This is a genomic window from Streptosporangium sp. NPDC002544 (assembly GCF_040295965.1).
In the GTDB taxonomy this organism is placed as follows: Bacteria; Actinomycetota; Actinomycetes; order Streptosporangiales; family Streptosporangiaceae; genus Streptosporangium.
This window is the reverse complement of sequence record NZ_JBEOWJ010000029.1, coordinates 21040-36619: the sequence shown is the minus strand read 5'-3', so window position 1 is coordinate 36619 and position 15580 is coordinate 21040. Positions and strand designations below refer to the sequence as shown.

The window sequence follows — 15580 nt, the reverse complement described above, 5'->3', positions numbered from 1 at the left end:
CGTCTGACCAGGGCGGCGATCGGATGTGACAGGGAATGCGCACCGTTCACGCCTTCGCAAGCCGGGTCACGCCGACGAACCGGCGGCCAGGGAGAAGTAGGCCTCCTCCTCCTGGTCGAAGTGGAGGATCAAAACGGCGTACAGGCCGTAGAGGCAGGCGCGCAGGTCGTCGAGCTGCTCCGGGCGCGGCCCGCCGGCCTCGATGAGGGCGAGGTGACTTCCCAGGCGTCGTGCCAGGCGTTCGATCTCGGCATGCGCCCTGCTCATGGTCATCACGACCTCCGGGCCGCCCAGCACCTGCCCCATGGCCGGATACAGCCGCTGCTCCTCGGCCCGTTCGTGAGGCAGCAGTCGCTCGGTGAGGAATGCTTGGACCTCTCGCAGCCGATCGAGTGACGCCGTGGGCGGGACCCTGCCCAGCTCGTCGGCCGTCTCGCGGATCAGTTCCAGGGTCGGCCGCAGCGAGGAGTGCTCCATCTCGAAGCGGCGCAGCAGGGATTCGGTGGCGGAGTCCATCAGCGGCCGGGTTCCCCGCGTGGGACGCAGCGCCCGTAGCGCGTTGAGGATCACCGCGATGTCGATGCCCTCCTGCAGGAGGGCGCCGGCCGCGGGCGGCAGGGCTCCGGCCGCGGCCACCACCATGGCCAGCAGCGACAGCGCCATCCCGGTGGCCGCGCTCTGTACGGCGATGCGCCGGGAGCGGCGGGCGACGTCCATCGCGTCGGCGAGCCGGTCCAGGCGGTCGGTGGTGAGCACCACGTCCGCGGCCTGGGTGGAGGCGGCGGACCCCCGGGCCCCCATCGCCACTCCGACGTCGGCCGCCGCCAGGGCCGGGGCGTCGTTGATCCCGTCGCCCACCATCACGGTCACCGCGCCGGTCGCCTCCCGCCGTACCGCCTCGACCTTGGCCGCGGGGGTCTGCTCGGCGAGCACCTGGTCGATGCCGAGTACCACGCCCACGCTCTCGGCGACCTCGGCCCGGTCTCCGGTGAGCATGACCACCCGCTCGATGCCCGCGGCGCGCAGCCGCCGCAGCGTCCGCGCGGCGTCGGCCCGGATGGCGTCGCGGAGCAGGATCACCCCGGCCGCCCGGCCGTCCAGCGTCACCCAGACGGTCATGGCCCCGTCCAGCGCGGCCCGCGCCCGCTGGATCCGTTCCCACTCCGAAGGCGAGGAGGTCGTCGCCTTGCCGACCTCTATCCGGTGCCCGTCCACCACCCCCGTGGTGCCGGTGCCCGGCCTCTCCTGGATCTCGGCCGGTTGCGGCAGCTCGGCACCGCGCGCGCGGGCCGCGTCGACGATCGCGGCGGCGAGCACGTGCGACGACATCTGATCCACCGCGGCGGCCAGGCGCAGCACGTCGTCGGTACGGACGCCGGGCGCGGCCACGACGTCGATCACCCGGGGCCGGCCCGCGGTCAGCGTCCCGGTCTTGTCCAGGATGAGCGTGCGTGCCTGGCCCAGCCGCTCCAGTGCTCCACCGCCCTTGACCACCACGCCGTGCCGTGCCGTGCGAGACAGCCCGGAGGCGATGGCCGCGGGTGCGGCGAGCAGCAGCGGGCAGGGGGTGGCGACGACCAGTACCGCGACGGCCCGTACCGGCTGGCCGGACAGCAGCCAGGCGGCCGCCGCCAGCAGCAGGGTGACCGGCAGGAACCAGGAGGCGAACCGGTCGGCGAGCCGTACGACGGGGGCGCTGTCGGTCTCTGTCTGCCGCGCCAGCCGCACCACTCCCGCATAGGCGCTGTCGGCCGCGGTCCGGGTGGCTCGCATGTCGAAGGCGGCACCGGCGTTCACCACGCCGCTGCGCACCCCCTCCCCCGCGGCGTACTCCACCGGTACCGACTCACCCGTCAGCGCCGACTCGTCCAGCAGCGCGAGATCGCCCACCACCGCGCCGTCGACGGGGACCATCTCCCCGCTGGGGACCAGCAGCAGGTCGCCCGGGCGAACCTGCTCGACCGGCACGAGGTCCGGCACCCCGTTCTCGTAGCGCCGGGCCGAGTGCGGTGCCCGTTCGTACAGGGCGGTCAGGTTGTGGCGGGCCCGGCGCAGGGCGTGCTCCTCCAGTGCCCGCCCGGTGGCGAGCATCACGCCGATCAGGGCACCGGCGAGGTACTCCCCCACGGCGAGCGCTCCGGCCAGGGCGAGGACGGCGATGGCGTCCACACCCATCCGGCCGCTCCGCAGCGCCGACACCACCCATCCCGCCGCGGGCACCAGCGACACGCCGGTGACCACCGCCCACACGATGTCGGCGGCCGCCTCCGCGCCGGTCAGGCGGAGCGCGAGACCGGCCAGCAGTCCGGCCATGGTGCCCACAAGAAGGGCGATGGCCGATAAACGTCCCATTTTCCCAGCCTCCTGGCGAGCCGTGCCGGGATCAGGACCTTCGGCCGGTGGACAAGGCGACGATCACGATCGGTGCGGCCACACGCCCGGCCAGGGCCAGGGAGACCGATCGGCGGCCCAGGCGACCGCGCCCTCCGCGGGGGCCGAGCCGTCCGTGCCCACCACCACATGCGCCGTCATGTCGTCGCCCCCTCGGACTCCCCCTCCATCCGACCGCGTGGCGGCGTTCCCCGCAGCGGACCAACGACCCCCTCACCAGGGACTTCCGTCCCCTGTCGCGGGCCGTTGCCCGCGGAATGGGTATCGTTGGTCACAGCAGACCGTGCCGTCTCCCCGGCCCGGCTGGGAAGATCGAGAGGTCTTCCTGGACCGGCGTCCTCATCGTATGACGATCCCCCTCAGGTATGGATTTCCGTACCGTCAGCGTGTTGCCAAGGAATCAGTTGAGCACTCCCTGGGCCAGGACGAAGGCGGCCACGGCGAGGACGAGGTAGGCGAACCAGCGGCGCAGGCGCTCGGCGTCCAGGTGACGGCCCAGGCGGGCGGCGGCCAGCGACCCGATCACCGCGGCCACCGTGAAGGCGCCGATGAGCGTGCGGTCCAGGTCGGCGCCATCGGCGTGGGCGACGAACCCCGCCGCCGAGTTGACCACCACGATGAGCAGCGAGGTGCCGACCGCGGCCGTCATCGGCAATCCCAGCGCCAGCACCAGGGCCGGGATGATGAGGAACCCGCCGCCGACGCCGAACAGGCCGGTCAGCGCGCCCACGGCCGCGCCGGCGGCGACGGACCTGGGCAGGCAGCTGCGCCAGTTCACCCCGCCGCCGGGCAGCGCGCAGGCCCCGCCGGCCGGGGCGTCGCCGGCCAGCATCCGCCAGGCGGCCACCGCCATGAGCGCGGCGAACCCGATCAGGATCGCCTGCGGGGGCAGCATCCTGTTGATCGCGGCGCCCCCGAACGCGGCCAGGGCCCCGGCGCCGCCGAACACCACGGCGATGCGCCAGCGCACCTGTCCCGCCTGGATGCGAGGCAGCACGGCGGTGGCCGAGGAGACGCCCACCACCAGCAGCGAGGCCGGCACCGCCGAGGCCGGCGGCAGGCCCACCCCGTACACCAGGGCGGGCAGCGCCAGGATCGATCCACCGCCGCCCAGCAGCCCGAGCAGGATGCCGATCAGCGCGCCCAGGCCGAGCGCCGCCGTCAAGAGGTCGCCTCCCGTTGCGCCAATTGGCCCAGTACCGCCTCCAGGCCGGGCCGGCGGGGGCCTCGGTTGTAGGGGAGCCTGGCCAGCAGCATGCCCATCGCGCAGGTGTTGGAGAGCGCGGCGAAGGTCAGCCCGCCACCGATCGCGGCGGCGAGCCATTTGGCCGGCGGGAACAGCGTGCTGGCCAGGATCGAGGTCAGCACGAGGGATCCGGCCACCAGGCGCACCTGGCGTTCCAGCTCCCAGCGGGTCCGGCCGGTGCGGAGCGGCGCGCCGGCCTCCTGCCAGGCGAGGATGCCTCCTTCCAGGAGGCGCGGGGCCGCCTGCCCGGCTCCGGACAGGGCCGCCGCGGCCTGCGCGGCGCGCTGCCCGGAGCGGCAGACGAGCACCACCTGCTCCCGCCGGGGGCCGCCGAGGTGGGCGCGCAGCCGTTCACGGTGCTCGCGCAGCAGATCCAGCGGCACGTTGACCGAGCCGGGGATGTGGGCGGTCTCGAACTCACCGGGGGTGCGCACGTCGATCAGCCGGGGCGTCTGCCCGGAGTCCATCAGCCGGCGCAGGGCGGCCGTATCCAGCGTGGCGGGTGTGTCGTGGCCGGTCATGAGGTCTCCTCGATGGTCAGGCCGCTTTCTGCCGCCTGGGAGTAGTTGTCGTCGATGTGCACGACCCGGCGGCCGGCACGGGCCAGCAGGCTGCTCGCGGCGGCGGCCCGGTAGCCGGAGCCGCAGTGCACCCACACCGTCCCGTCCGGGATCTCGGCCAGGCGGTGCGGTAGTTCGGGTAGCGGGAGGTGCGTCGCGCCGTCGATGTGCCCGGCGCGCCATTCGTTGCGCAGCCGTACGTCCAGCACGACGTCGGGGGCGGGCAGATCGCGCACGTTACGGCCGCCGCGCACGGCGGCCAGTTCGGCGAACGTGGCGACGGTCAGCTCACCCAGCCTGGCGCCGTCGCCACCGGCCCACTGCTCGGGGGTACCGGTCGCGGCGGCGGCCGGACGGTCGATGCCGATGCGCGCCAGCTCGCGCTGGGCGGCGGCCACCTGCTCCGCCGATTCGCCCAGCAGCGTGATGGGCGCCCCCCAGGGGGCCATCCAGCCCAGCCAGGTCGACATCGGGCCGTCCAGGCCGAAGCTCAGCGTTCCGGCCAGGTGCCGCTGGGTGAACGCCTTGCGCGAGCGCAGGTCCACCACCCATTCACCGGCGTCGATACGCGCGCGCAGCCCGGCGGCGTCGGCCCGCCTCGCCGGGGTCAGATCGACCAGGTCCGCACCGGCGGTGTTCCTGGCGCCCATGTGGGCGTAGTAGGCGGGGTAGGCGTCCAGCCCGGCGAGGGTCTGGGTGACGAAGTCGTCGGCCTCCAGCCGCAGCGCCGGGTTGGCGCCACGCTCGCGTCCTATCGTCGAGGATGAGGCGTCGGTCTGGGTGGCCGAGCAGAAGCTGCCGAACCCGTGGGTGGGCCAGACCTGTGTACCGTCGGGCAGCAGGTCGGCCAGCCGTCGCACCGAGGCGTGCTGGTGCTGGGCCAGGACGTGGGCGTGCCGGGCGCCGAGCAGGTCCGTGCGGCCGGTGGTGCCGAACAGCAGCGACCCTCCGGTGAACACTCCCGTCGGCCCGCCGGGGCCACCGAGCACGTAGGACAGGTGGTGGAAGGTGTGCCCGGGGGTGGCCACCGCGGAAAGGCGCATCGACGGTGACAGCACCATCTCGTCGCCGTCGCTCACGGGCACCCGGTCGAAGGCGACCTCGTCGGCCGCCGCCACCAGATAGGCCGCGCCCGTCAGCCTGGCCAGGGCCAGCCCGCCGGAGACGTAGTCGTTGTGCAGGTGGGTCTCGGCCACGTGGGTGACGCGCACGCCCAGCCGGCCGGCCAGGGCCAGGATCCGGTCGATGTCCCGTTGCGGGTCGACCACCAGCGCCACCCGCCCGTCGTGGGCCAGATAGCTGCGGTCCCCCAGCGAGGAGGTCTCCACCACCACTGTCTCGATCGTCGTCATCATCGCCTCTCACTTCGTCGTTGTCGTCTTCGCCGGTAGGTGAGGACCGGCCGGGCCCGGGTTTCAGGCCGGTCGGCGAGCTCCCGCCGGATGTGTGTCCGGCGTCGCCGCGGCGGCCCGCCCGGGACCGCGTCACGGAGGGTGTTCACCCCACTTCGGTGCGAATATACCCAGGGGGGTATCCTCCGGACAGGAAAATGCCATGCCTCCCATCACGTCCCGCCCACCGCGCGGCGGGCGGGACGCGATGGGTCACGACAGGGCCAGGAACAGTTTCTCCAGCCGCTCCTGGCTGATCGGCGGCTGCTCGCCGCGCTCGCGTGCCATCTGGCACTGCTGCATGCCCGTCGATATGATCTTGAATCCGGCCCGGTCCAGCGCCTTGGAGACCGCCGCCAACTGGGTCAGCACCCGCTCGCAGTCGTCCCCGTTCTCGATCATCGCGATCACTCCGCCCAGCTGCCCCTGGGCCCGCTTGAGTCGTGTCAGCGCGTCCGACAGGACCGTCGCGTCCATCTCCATCCCGCCTCACCTCCGCCCCCAATATACCCCCGGGGGTACATGGGTGCGGTGTGAAAGACCTCACGCCGGCGGTCCGAAATGACCGGTGAACCAGTCGCGGGCGAGGGCGGCGACGCTTTCGAGTGCCCCCGGCTCTTCGAACAGGTGGGTGGCGCCGGGGACGATCTGGAGCAGGCTCTCGCAGCGCAACCGTTCCTGCGCGGCCCGGTTGAGGTCGACCACCATCCCGTCGGCACCTCCCACGATCAGCAGGGTCGCCGCCCGCACCTCGGGCAGCCGCGGCCCGGCCAGATCGGGCCGCCCGCCCCTGGAGACGACGGCGGCGACCTCGCAGCCCGGCTCCGCCGCCGCCCACAGCGCGGCCGCCGCTCCGGTACTCGCTCCGAAGTAGCCGACAGGAAGGCCCGCCGCCCAAGGTTGCTCGCCCAGCCAGCCGGTCACCCGGACGAGCCTTTCGGCCAGCAGCCCGATGTCGAACACGTTGCCTCTGTCGGCCCCCTCCTCCAGGGTGAGCAGGTCGAACAGGAGCGTCCCCAGACCGGCGCCGTTGAGCACGCCGGCCACGTACCGGTTACGCGGGCTGTGCCGGCTGCTGCCGCTGCCGTGCACGAACACCACCACTCCCCCGGCGCCTTCCGGGACGACGAGCTGACCGGGCAACCCGACCTGCCCGGCGTCCACCAGGACCTCCTCGTCGCGGCCCGGCGAATCGGAGGTCGCGCTCCCGTCGCGCTCCCCCGCCGCGGACGCGGCCCTTCGGAGCAGCTCGGCCACCTGCTCATCGGTGGTCTGGGAAAAATTGATGTACCAGACGCCGACCGCCAGAAGGCGTTCCGGTGTCCGCAGGCAGACCACCTCGTCGGCGACCTCGCGCAGGCTCGCGATCGTCTCCGGTGACCCCACCGGCACCGCCAGCACCACCCGTGAGGCGCCCCGCGCCCGGGCGACCTGGCAGGCGACACGCGCCGTCCCCCCGGTGGCGACCCCGTCGTCCACCACGATCGCCGTGCGGCCCGTCAGGTCCACCGGAGCGCGGTCGCCGCGCAGTTGGCGCGCGCGGCGCAGGACCTCGGCCCGCTCGTACTCCTCCACCTCGGTCGTCTCCGCGTAGGTGAGCTCCGTGAGCAGCACGATGTCGTGATTGATGACGCGGACCCCGCCCTCCCCCACGGCGCCGAACCCGAGTTCCGGCTGGAACGGCACCCCGAGCTTGCGGACCACGATCACGTCCAGTGGCGCGTCAAGGGCCCGCGCCACCTCGAACGCCACCGGCACGCCGCCCCTGGGCAGACCCAGAACGACCACTTCCTCATCAGCACCGACAGACCCGCGTAACCGCTCGGCCAGCCGCAGGCCCGCATCCTGACGATCGGCGAACACCACGCCCCCCTTCCGACGCCCCGCGCACCTCCGCTCACCTGCGGAGCCTCGAGATCACGTCCGCGTCCGGCTTCACCGGGCAACCGGCCGCCCATCGGTCGCCGCGGCCCTCCTCACAGCCGACGGCGAGACCTCACCCCCAACAGCCAATGTCAGCCGCCGGGACATCCCGGCGCCAGGGCTGAAGGCCCCGGTTCGCAAGGGCGAAAGGCCCCGGTTCGGAGTCCCATATAGGAGAACAACCGGCCAGGCGGACCCATTTCACGAGTATCGGCCCGCTTCCCAACCGCTGTCGGAGCGCCGCTCCCCCGGGGATTCACGGGGATGAAGGCTCAGGACACGATGCCGCCCTCGCGCTCTTCGAGCACGCGGCCGTTCTCGTCCACGATCAGGTATTCGAGCTCGCAGCCGATGCCCACCTCGCCACAGGCGGCGATCAGAGCCCTCAGGCGGGCCTCGGCCTCGGCGGCCGTCGCCTTGAGGGTGCCGGACAGCAGGTAATGGGGCTCCTGGTCACGACGGTTCACGGGCTGGGCGTAGACCGAGATGATCTCGCTGTCGTAGTCGATCTCCCAGCCGAAGAAGTGGAGCGCGACGCGGACCGGACCACCCGCCCAGACCTCCAGGACGCGCGCCATGGTCATGTGGTCGTCACCGTCCAGAACCCCGGCGTACTCGACGTACTCGATGTCGGCCATGGTCACGATCATCACATGGGGAGGGGCCGGCCAGCTGAAACCGGGACGGCAACGGCGTTGAACGCGTACCGCGGACCTCCCCGAAGGCCGAACACCGCCAATGACAGGACTTTAGCCCCTAACGTCCCCGGTACGCCGACGGGCAGCCTGGGAGGCATGAAGCTCGACTCGGCAGGCCTTGAAGTGCTTTCCCGGCCGGAGTGCCTCGAACTCCTGGGCTCGGTCTCGATCGGACGGATCGTGTTCACCGACCGTGCCCTTCCGGCCGTGCAGCCGGTCAACTTCGTCCTCGACGGCGAGACGGTGGTGATCCGCACCACCATCGGCTCCAAGCTCGCCGCGGCGGCCCGCGACGCGATCGTCGCCTTCGAGGCCGACGACTTCGATCCGTCGGCGCGCACCGGCTGGTCGGTCACCGCGGTGGGGCCCGCGCGAGCCGTGTACGAGTCGCGGGAGATCGAACGCCTGGCCCGGCTGCCCCTGACCACCTGGGCACCGGCAAGCCGGGACCACTACATCCTGGTGCAGACGGGCCACCTCACCGGCCGTCGCATCTCGCCCAGGCCCGTCGACGACCAAGCCCGGTGAGGCCGTGTTCGACCGGCGTCCGGTGACCGTCACCGACGAGGTGGCGATCGTCCAGGGGCGCACCGCCTATCCGGACCGCACATACAGCGACCTGTGGGTGATCCGGCTTGACGCCGATGACCGCTGCCGCGAGTTCACCGGGTGCTGGATGGAACACCCCGCCCCCGCGGCAGGGTGAACCGGCTGGGCACGGCCGGTCTTCCGAGGTGGCGGGCGCGCACCCGGCCACGTCGGCGAGCACCGCCGGTACGGGCGGCCGGGTGCGTGCCGCCCGTACGGCGGATGACATCCCGGGGTCTCAGCGCCTGGCGCCCGCGTCGGCGATCCGGTCCGCGAGCTCGCCGTGCCGCTCCCGGAGTTCACGCTTGAGGATCTTGCCGCTCGGGTTCTTCGGGAGCGCGTCGACGAACGCGAACGCCTTGGGAACCTTGAACGGTGCCAGCCGCTCACGGGCGTGCGCCCGCAGTTCCTCCTCGGTGACGGCCGCACCGGCCTTGGCCACCACGATCGCGACGACCGCCTCGATCCAGCTCGGATGCCTGACCCCGACGACCGCCACCTCGGCGACGGCGGGGTGTTCGTAGATCGTCTCTTCGACCTCGCGGCTGGCGACGTTCTCCCCGCCGGTCTTGATCATGTCCTTGATCCGGTCGACGACCGTGAGGTAGCCCTCCTCGTCCATGGTCCCCAGATCGCCGGAGTGGAACCAGCCGCCGCGGAACGCCTCGGCGGTCTTCTCCGGGTCGTCGAGGTATTCGAGGATGGCGTGCGGGCTCCGGTGGACGATCTCCCCGATCTCGCCGGCGGGCACGTCCCTGCCCTCGGCGTCCACGACACGGGTCTCCACGTTCAGGGCGGCCTGACCGGCGGATCCGGCCTTGCGGATCTGGTCCTCGGGCTGGAGCATGACGGCGACGGGCGCCATCTCCGTCTGGCCGTAGAAGTTCCACAGGCGCACCCCGGGCAGCCGCTCACCGATCTCCCGGAGCACCTCCACGGGCATGATCGCCGCTCCGTAGTAGCCCTTGCGCAGCGAGGAGAGGTCGCGCCTGTCGAAGTCCGGGTGGCGCAGCAGGGCGATCCAGACCGTGGGCGGCGCGAAGAACTTGGTCACCCGGTGACTCTCGATCGCGGCGAGCACCGCGGCCGGGTCGGGTCCGGGCAGGATGACGCTGGAGGCTCCGAGCTGGATGTCGGGCACCAGGAAGCAGTGCTGCTGCGCGCAGTGGAACAGCGGCATCGAGTGCAGCTCGACGTCGTCGCGGTCCATGCCGCCGTCGATGACGCAGCTGCCGTACTGGGCGATCAGCGCGGCATGGGACAGCACCGCGCCCTTGGGGCGCGACTCGGTGCCCGAGGTGTAGAGGATCTGGGCCGGGTCGTCCGGCGCGATGGGCAGCGCGGGCTCGCGGGAGTCCCGGTGGTCCAGCAGGGCCGAGAACGGCTCCCAGTCTCCGGTCGTCTCGCCGTACACGATCCGTGTCCGCAGGCGGTCCGTCGCCTTGATCGCCTCTTCGGCGACCGGGAGGAGCTCATCCTGCGCGATCAGGGCGACGGCGGAGGAGTGACCGACGACATATCCGACCTCCTCGCCCCGGAGCATGAAGTTGATCGGCACCAGTACGGCACCCGCCCGGGCGACGGCGAAGATCGTCTGGACGTACGCGATGCTGTTGCGCGAGAGCACCGCCACCCGGTCGCCGGGGCGCACCCCTCTTTCCAGGAGCGCGTTGGCGATCCTGCCGGCGTCCTCGTCGAGCTGGGCGTAGGTACGGCTGCTCACGCCGTCCGACACGGCGAGCCGGTGGGGATGACGCCGGGCGGACCGGCGAAGCAGGTCGGCCAGCGATTGACGGCGGGCGAGCGCGACATCCGCCCGCTCCGGGGCTCCGGCAAGAGACATGGGCTTCTCCAGAGTGCCTGCTACAGACAAAACTTCTGGTAAGCGTAGCGATATCCGCCCTTTCCCGGCGCGCAGAGGGTTTTGACCGGCGACTGCCACCCGCACACGAAGCTGCCGGGGGCGGGGAGATCCCCGCCACCCGGCAGACTCTTCGCTCAGCGGACGGTTCAGCGCGGGTTGAACAGCCGGGTGCCGGTCTGCTTGAGGCGGTTGCCCTCGGCGTCCCGGGCTTCGGCCTTCAGGCTGACCGCGCCCTTGGTTCCGACCGGCCGCGGCGGCCTTCCCGCAGGCGCGAGCCGAAGGACCGCAGGACGGGGCCCAGGGCGCCGTGGCGCGCGACTAGAGCGGTACGCTCCAGGTCAGGCTGGTGCCCCCCGTCTCCGGCGAGACGATCTCGAAGGAGCCGCCGAGCAGGGCCGCCCGCTCCTGCAGGTTGCGCAGGCCGCTGCGCCTGCCGTCGCCGGCCAGCCCGACGCCGTCGTCCCGCACGACGAGGGTGAGCCGGTCGTCCAGCGCCTCGACGGAGACGTCGATCCTCCCGGCCCTGGCGTGCCGTACCGCGTTGGACAGGGCCTCGCGCAGCACCGCCAGCAGGTGGTCGGCGACCTCGGGCGGCACACGGTTGTCAAGCTGCCCGTCCATCCGCAGGCCGGGCATGAAGCCCAGGTGACCACGGGCGCCTTCCACCATCTCGACGATGCGGGCGCGCAGGCTGGGGGCGCCGTCCCCGCTGGGCGTCTGAAGGGCGAAGATGGTGGAGCGGATCTGGCGGATGGTCTCGTCGAGCTCGTCGATGGCGCCCTTCAGGCGGCCGGAGGCCTCCGGTCTCTCGACCAGCCGGACCGTGCTCATCAGCGTCATGGCGACGGCGAACAGCCGCTGGATGACCACGTCGTGCAGGTCCTTGGCGATGCGGTCGCGGTCTTCGAGCAGGCCCAGCCGTTCGGCGTCCTTGCGGCTCTCGGCCAGCTCCAGCGCCACCGCCGCCTGGGCGGCGAAGGCGTGCAGGGTACGCAGCTCCGACCGGACGAACGGGATGCGGCCCGAGCGCTTGCCGAGTGACAGCACGCCGCGCGCGACACCCGCCGCGCCCAGCGGGACGGCCCCCACCGGGCCCATCGGCAGATGATCGGAGAACACGCTCCGCAGTCCGGTCTCGTCCAGATCGTTGACCATGAGGGGCTCGCCGCCGGCGAAGGCCCGTCCGGCCAGGGAGCCGGCGACCTGGACCTCCACCTGCTCCAGTTGCCCGGCGTTCTCGCCGTCGGCGATCGCCACCCGTAGCAGCTGCCCGCCCGCCTCCGGCAGCAGGATCGCCACGACGTCCGCGCCGGTCATCTGACGGGCGCGCCGGGCCATCAGGGTGAGGACCTCCTGGGGGTCCGCGCCGGACAGCAGGCTGGTGGTGATCTCCGAGGACGCGGCCAGCCATGTCTCCCTGCGGCGGGTCTCCTCGAACAGGCGGGCGTTCTCGATCGCCACACCGGCCGCGGTGGCCAGCGCGACGACGATCGCCTGGTCCTCCTCGTCGAACTCGCCGCCGCCGCGCTTCTCGGTGAGGTAGAGGTTGCCGAACACCTCGTCGCGCACCCGGACCGGCACCCCGAGGAAGGAGCCCATCGGGGGATGGCCCGGAGGAAAGCCGTAGGACTCGGGATGGTCGGAGATGCGCGCCAGGCGCAGCGGTCGCGGCTCCTTGATCAGCAAACCGAGCAGGCCGAGGCCGTGCGGCCAGTGCTCGACCCTGGCGATCTCCTCCTCGCTGAGCCCGACCGGGATGAACTGCACCAGCGTGTTCTCCTGGCCGACCACGCCCATCGCGCCGAAACCGGCGTCCACCAGCCTGGTCGCGGTCTCGACGATGCGGCGCAGCACCGTCTCCAGGTCGAGGTCGCTGCCGACCGCCACGACCGCCTCGAGCAGGGCGTGTACGCGGTCGCGGGTGGCGAGGACCGCTTCGAGCCGGAGCTGCAGCTCCGACAGCAGTTCATCCAGCCGCATGTTCGGAAGCAGGGGGTGGGAGTCGGTGTCTGCCATGTCCGGGAGTCTCGCACCAAGACGGCAAAACGCCCACCCCGATCACGGAGTGGGCGTCTCGGCGGCCCGGTTACCGCAGGACGGGGTAGTTCCGCACCAGGGAGGTGTTGCTCCACCACCTGCCGATGCCGAGGGTGTCACCGGCGCCCGCCATCGCCAGCCCGGCGAGCACGACGATGTAGACGATGTGGTCGTCCATGAACGGGTTGGTGGCCAGGGGCAGCTCGGCGGCCCACATCAGGATCAGCATCAGGCCCCCGGCGACGGCGGCGATCCGCATGCCGGCCCCCAGGATGAGGGCGGCGCCGACCCCGAGCAGGCCGAGCATGAACAGCCAGTCGACCCAGGCCTGACCGGCCAGGCCGGAGAAGAGGCCGCCGAGGGCGTTCTCACCGGTGCCCTTGAGGAACCCGGTCGTGGGGCTGCCACCGGCGATCCAGGCGCGGTCGGCGGGGGTGGCGAACCCCCAGCCGAAGGTCTTGTCGAGGAACGCCCACAGGAAGATCCATCCGATCGAGATGCGCGCGATCGCCCAGACGTAGTCGACCGGACGCGTCGCCACCGGAGGGGTGACGTTCGTGGCGGACTGCTTGGAGGGAACGTCCCGACCGTGCGTGGTGGCCATGACGGCCCCTTTCGGTAGTGTTTCGCGGTCTCTGTTGTGTCTTCATCACATCGTTTTCCGGGGCCGCCGCGCAGTGCCGTACGGCTCGCGCCCGGACTGCGAAGGTCATCGCGTTCATGGGACCTTCGGCCTCTCGCCCTCGTCGAACCCTGGCAGGGTCCCGCCAGGACCCTGCCAGGACCCTGCCGAGTCCCCTGCTAAGACCTGACGACGGCGACGGAGCAGCGGGCGTGGTGCAGGACACCCCGGCTGACCGAGCCCAGGAACAGCGAGCCGAGGGCACCGCGGCCGTGGGAACCGACGACGAGCAGGTCGCAGGTGTCGGAGGCGTCACTGAGAGCCTCGACCGCGTGGGCGCGGCGCACGTCCTCGATCACCTTCACCTCGGGGTACCTCTCCCGCCACCCGGCGAGCCGGTCCGTCATGACCTTGTCGTGGGCGGCGCGGAACTCGTCCATGTCATAGACGATCTCCGGGGCGTAGATGTGCACCGGCACCTGCCAGGCGTAGAGGGCGCGCAGGGTGCTGCCGCGCAGCCTGGCCTGCTCGAAGGCGTAGGCGAGGGCGGGCTCACAGGCGTCGGAGTCGTCGAGGCCGACCGTGATCTCGCCGTGTGCCCCGGCCCGGCCGGGACGGACGACGACGACCGGGCAGTGCACGTGACCGGCGACGTGGACGCTGACCGAGCCGATCACGGCTCCGGCGAACCCGCCGAGCCCCCTGGTTCCGACGACGACCTCCGTGGCGTCCTTTCCCTGCTCGCGCAGGACCAGCGACGGCGGTCCCTCGATCAGCGTGGTGGTCACCTCGATGCCGGGCTGCCGGGAGCGGGCCGTCTCCTCCGCGGCGGCCAGCACCTTCCGGGAGGACTCGGTCACCGCGTCCTCCCATTCGGGGGCGGGGAACTTGGGGATGTCGTTCGGCCAGCGCTGCACGGCGGTGACGATGCGCAGCGGCAGGCCCATCCGGGCGGCGTCGTCGGCCGCCCACTCGATGGCGGCGGTCGCGTTACTGGAGCCGTCGGCTCCAACAATGATCAGATTAGACATGGGTCCTCCTTATTCCCATCTGACCTTCGCTAAACCTGCCGCGCCCAGGGCCGGAAGTCCCTTCCGGCCCGCGTGACGGCAGGGCCTTTCGTCACCCGTGGCGGAACCGGACGGCGCTGTGGCATCGAGGACACGCGACAGGAAACCCCGTCTCCCGGTGCCGGCGACGTCCGCCGAGCGGGTCAGCCGCGGGTGAGCACCACCTTGAGCGCCCCGGTCTCCTGCGGGTGGGAGAACACCTCGTAGGCCTTCTCCATGTCGTGCAGCGCGAAGTGGTGGGTGACGAACCGGCCGCCGTCCAGCAGGCCCGCCTCGAGCATGCTCAGCAGCGTCGGCGTGGAGTAGGTGTCGACCAGGCCGGTGGTGAAGGTGAGGTCGCGTGCCCACAACTCCTCAAGGTGCAAGGTGACGGGCCTGCCGTGCACGCCGACGTTGGCGACGTGGCCACCCGGCCTGACCAGGCGGGCGCAGAGCTCGAAGGTTTCCGGCACGCCGACGGCCTCGATGGCGACGTCGGCGCCCAGGCCGCCGGTCAGCTCGGCCACCTCCTCGGCGGGATCACCGCCCGCGCCGATCACCACATCGGCGCCGAAGCGGGTGGCCGCCTCCAGCCTGGCCTCGGCCAGGTCGACGGCGATGATGCGGCTGGGGCTGTAGAGCCGGGCGGTGGTGATCGCGGCCAGGCCGATCGGGCCCGCGCCCACGACGACCACCGTGTCGCCGGGGGTGACCCTGCCGTTGAGCACACCGACCTCGTAGGAGGTGGGCAGGATGTCGGCCAGCATGAGCACGGCCTCGTCGCCGATCCCCTCGGGCACGAGATGGGTCGAGGTGTCGGCGAAGGGAACGCGTACGAACTCGGCCTGCGTCCCGTCGATGTGGTGGCCCAGGATCCAGCCGCCGCCGCCCAGGCACTGCCCGTAGGAGCCCGTACGGCAGTAGCGGCAGCGCCCGCACGCCGAGACGCACGAGACCAGGACGCGGTCGCCTGGCTTCAGCGCGACCCCGGCGCCGACCTCGGTGACCGTGCCGACCGCCTCGTGTCCCAGGATCCGGCCCGGCTCGACGGCCGGCACGTCCCCTTTGAGGATGTGCAGGTCGGTGCCGCAGATCGTCACCGCGTCGACGCGGACCACCGCGTCCGTGGGCGCCTGGATCCCCGGCTCGGGGACCTCCTGCCACGATCTCCTGCCGGGTCCCCGATAGACCAGCGCTTTCATGATCCACCC

14 protein-coding genes are annotated in these 15580 nt (G+C 72.1%); 2 read left to right on the top strand and 12 right to left on the bottom strand.

Translation table 11 applies throughout. The features are described 5' to 3' along the window. Positions 1–66: 66 nt before the first annotated feature. From ABT061_RS34670 to ABT061_RS34640, 7 genes are all read right to left on the bottom strand, one after another. Positions 67–2352, bottom strand: coding sequence for a heavy metal translocating P-type ATPase (locus ABT061_RS34670; RefSeq protein ID WP_350926028.1), 2286 nt, complete (start codon positions 2350–2352; stop codon positions 67–69). Between the two features lie 439 nt (positions 2353–2791). Next, positions 2792–3556, bottom strand: coding sequence for a sulfite exporter TauE/SafE family protein (locus tag ABT061_RS34665; RefSeq protein WP_350926026.1), 765 nt, complete (start codon positions 3554–3556; stop codon positions 2792–2794). Then, complete coding sequence (locus ABT061_RS34660; protein ID WP_350926024.1) at positions 3553–4158, bottom strand: rhodanese-like domain-containing protein; 606 nt, start codon at positions 4156–4158, stop codon at positions 3553–3555. The genes ABT061_RS34665 and ABT061_RS34660 overlap by 4 nt, the downstream gene beginning before the upstream one ends. Then, positions 4155–5552 (bottom strand): MBL fold metallo-hydrolase, encoded by a 1398-nt coding sequence (locus tag ABT061_RS34655; protein WP_350926022.1) that lies wholly within the window; start codon positions 5550–5552, stop codon positions 4155–4157. Before ABT061_RS34655 ends, ABT061_RS34660 begins: the two co-directional genes overlap by 4 nt. Before the next feature lie 249 nt (positions 5553–5801). Then, a complete protein-coding gene (locus ABT061_RS34650) occupies positions 5802–6071 on the bottom strand; it encodes a metal-sensitive transcriptional regulator (RefSeq protein ID WP_030914234.1) in 270 nt (89 codons plus the stop codon). A gap of 60 nt (positions 6072–6131) precedes the next feature. Continuing rightward, the gene (locus tag ABT061_RS34645) at positions 6132–7451 is read right to left on the bottom strand and encodes a phosphoribosyltransferase family protein (RefSeq protein WP_350926020.1); all 1320 of its coding nucleotides are present in this window, start codon (positions 7449–7451) and stop codon (positions 6132–6134) included. Between the two features lie 332 nt (positions 7452–7783). Continuing rightward, positions 7784–8149 (bottom strand): hypothetical protein, encoded by a 366-nt coding sequence (locus ABT061_RS34640; protein WP_350926018.1) that lies wholly within the window; start codon positions 8147–8149, stop codon positions 7784–7786. A gap of 156 nt (positions 8150–8305) precedes the next feature. Here ABT061_RS34640 and ABT061_RS34635 point away from each other — a divergent pair, with 156 nt between their 5' ends. Both ABT061_RS34635 and ABT061_RS34630 read left to right on the top strand, forming a co-directional pair. Beyond that, a complete protein-coding gene (locus ABT061_RS34635) occupies positions 8306–8737 on the top strand; it encodes a pyridoxamine 5'-phosphate oxidase family protein (protein ID WP_350926016.1) in 432 nt (143 codons plus the stop codon). A 4-nt stretch (positions 8738–8741) separates the two neighbouring features. Further along, positions 8742–8915 (top strand): hypothetical protein, encoded by a 174-nt coding sequence (locus tag ABT061_RS34630; protein ID WP_350926014.1) that lies wholly within the window; start codon positions 8742–8744, stop codon positions 8913–8915. Positions 8916–9035: 120 nt separating this feature from the next. On the opposite strand, the gene ABT061_RS34625 is transcribed toward ABT061_RS34630, so the two are convergent. The 5 genes from ABT061_RS34625 to ABT061_RS34605 form a co-directional block, all read right to left on the bottom strand. Continuing rightward, positions 9036–10640, bottom strand: a complete 1605-nt coding sequence (locus ABT061_RS34625) for a fatty acyl-CoA synthetase (protein WP_350926012.1) — start codon at positions 10638–10640, stop codon at positions 9036–9038. Positions 10641–10979: 339 nt separating this feature from the next. Continuing rightward, positions 10980–12677 carry a sensor histidine kinase gene (locus ABT061_RS34620; RefSeq protein ID WP_350926010.1) on the bottom strand — a complete coding sequence of 566 codons (1698 nt, stop codon included), beginning with the start codon at positions 12675–12677 and terminating at the stop codon, positions 10980–10982. Positions 12678–12747: 70 nt separating this feature from the next. Beyond that, positions 12748–13302 (bottom strand): DoxX family protein, encoded by a 555-nt coding sequence (locus ABT061_RS34615; RefSeq protein ID WP_350926008.1) that lies wholly within the window; start codon positions 13300–13302, stop codon positions 12748–12750. A gap of 197 nt (positions 13303–13499) precedes the next feature. Next, complete coding sequence (locus tag ABT061_RS34610) at positions 13500–14351, bottom strand: universal stress protein (RefSeq protein WP_350926006.1); 852 nt, start codon at positions 14349–14351, stop codon at positions 13500–13502. A gap of 182 nt (positions 14352–14533) precedes the next feature. After that, positions 14534–15571, bottom strand: a complete 1038-nt coding sequence (locus ABT061_RS34605; protein ID WP_350926004.1) for a zinc-dependent alcohol dehydrogenase family protein — start codon at positions 15569–15571, stop codon at positions 14534–14536. Between the last annotated feature and the right edge of the window lie 9 nt (positions 15572–15580).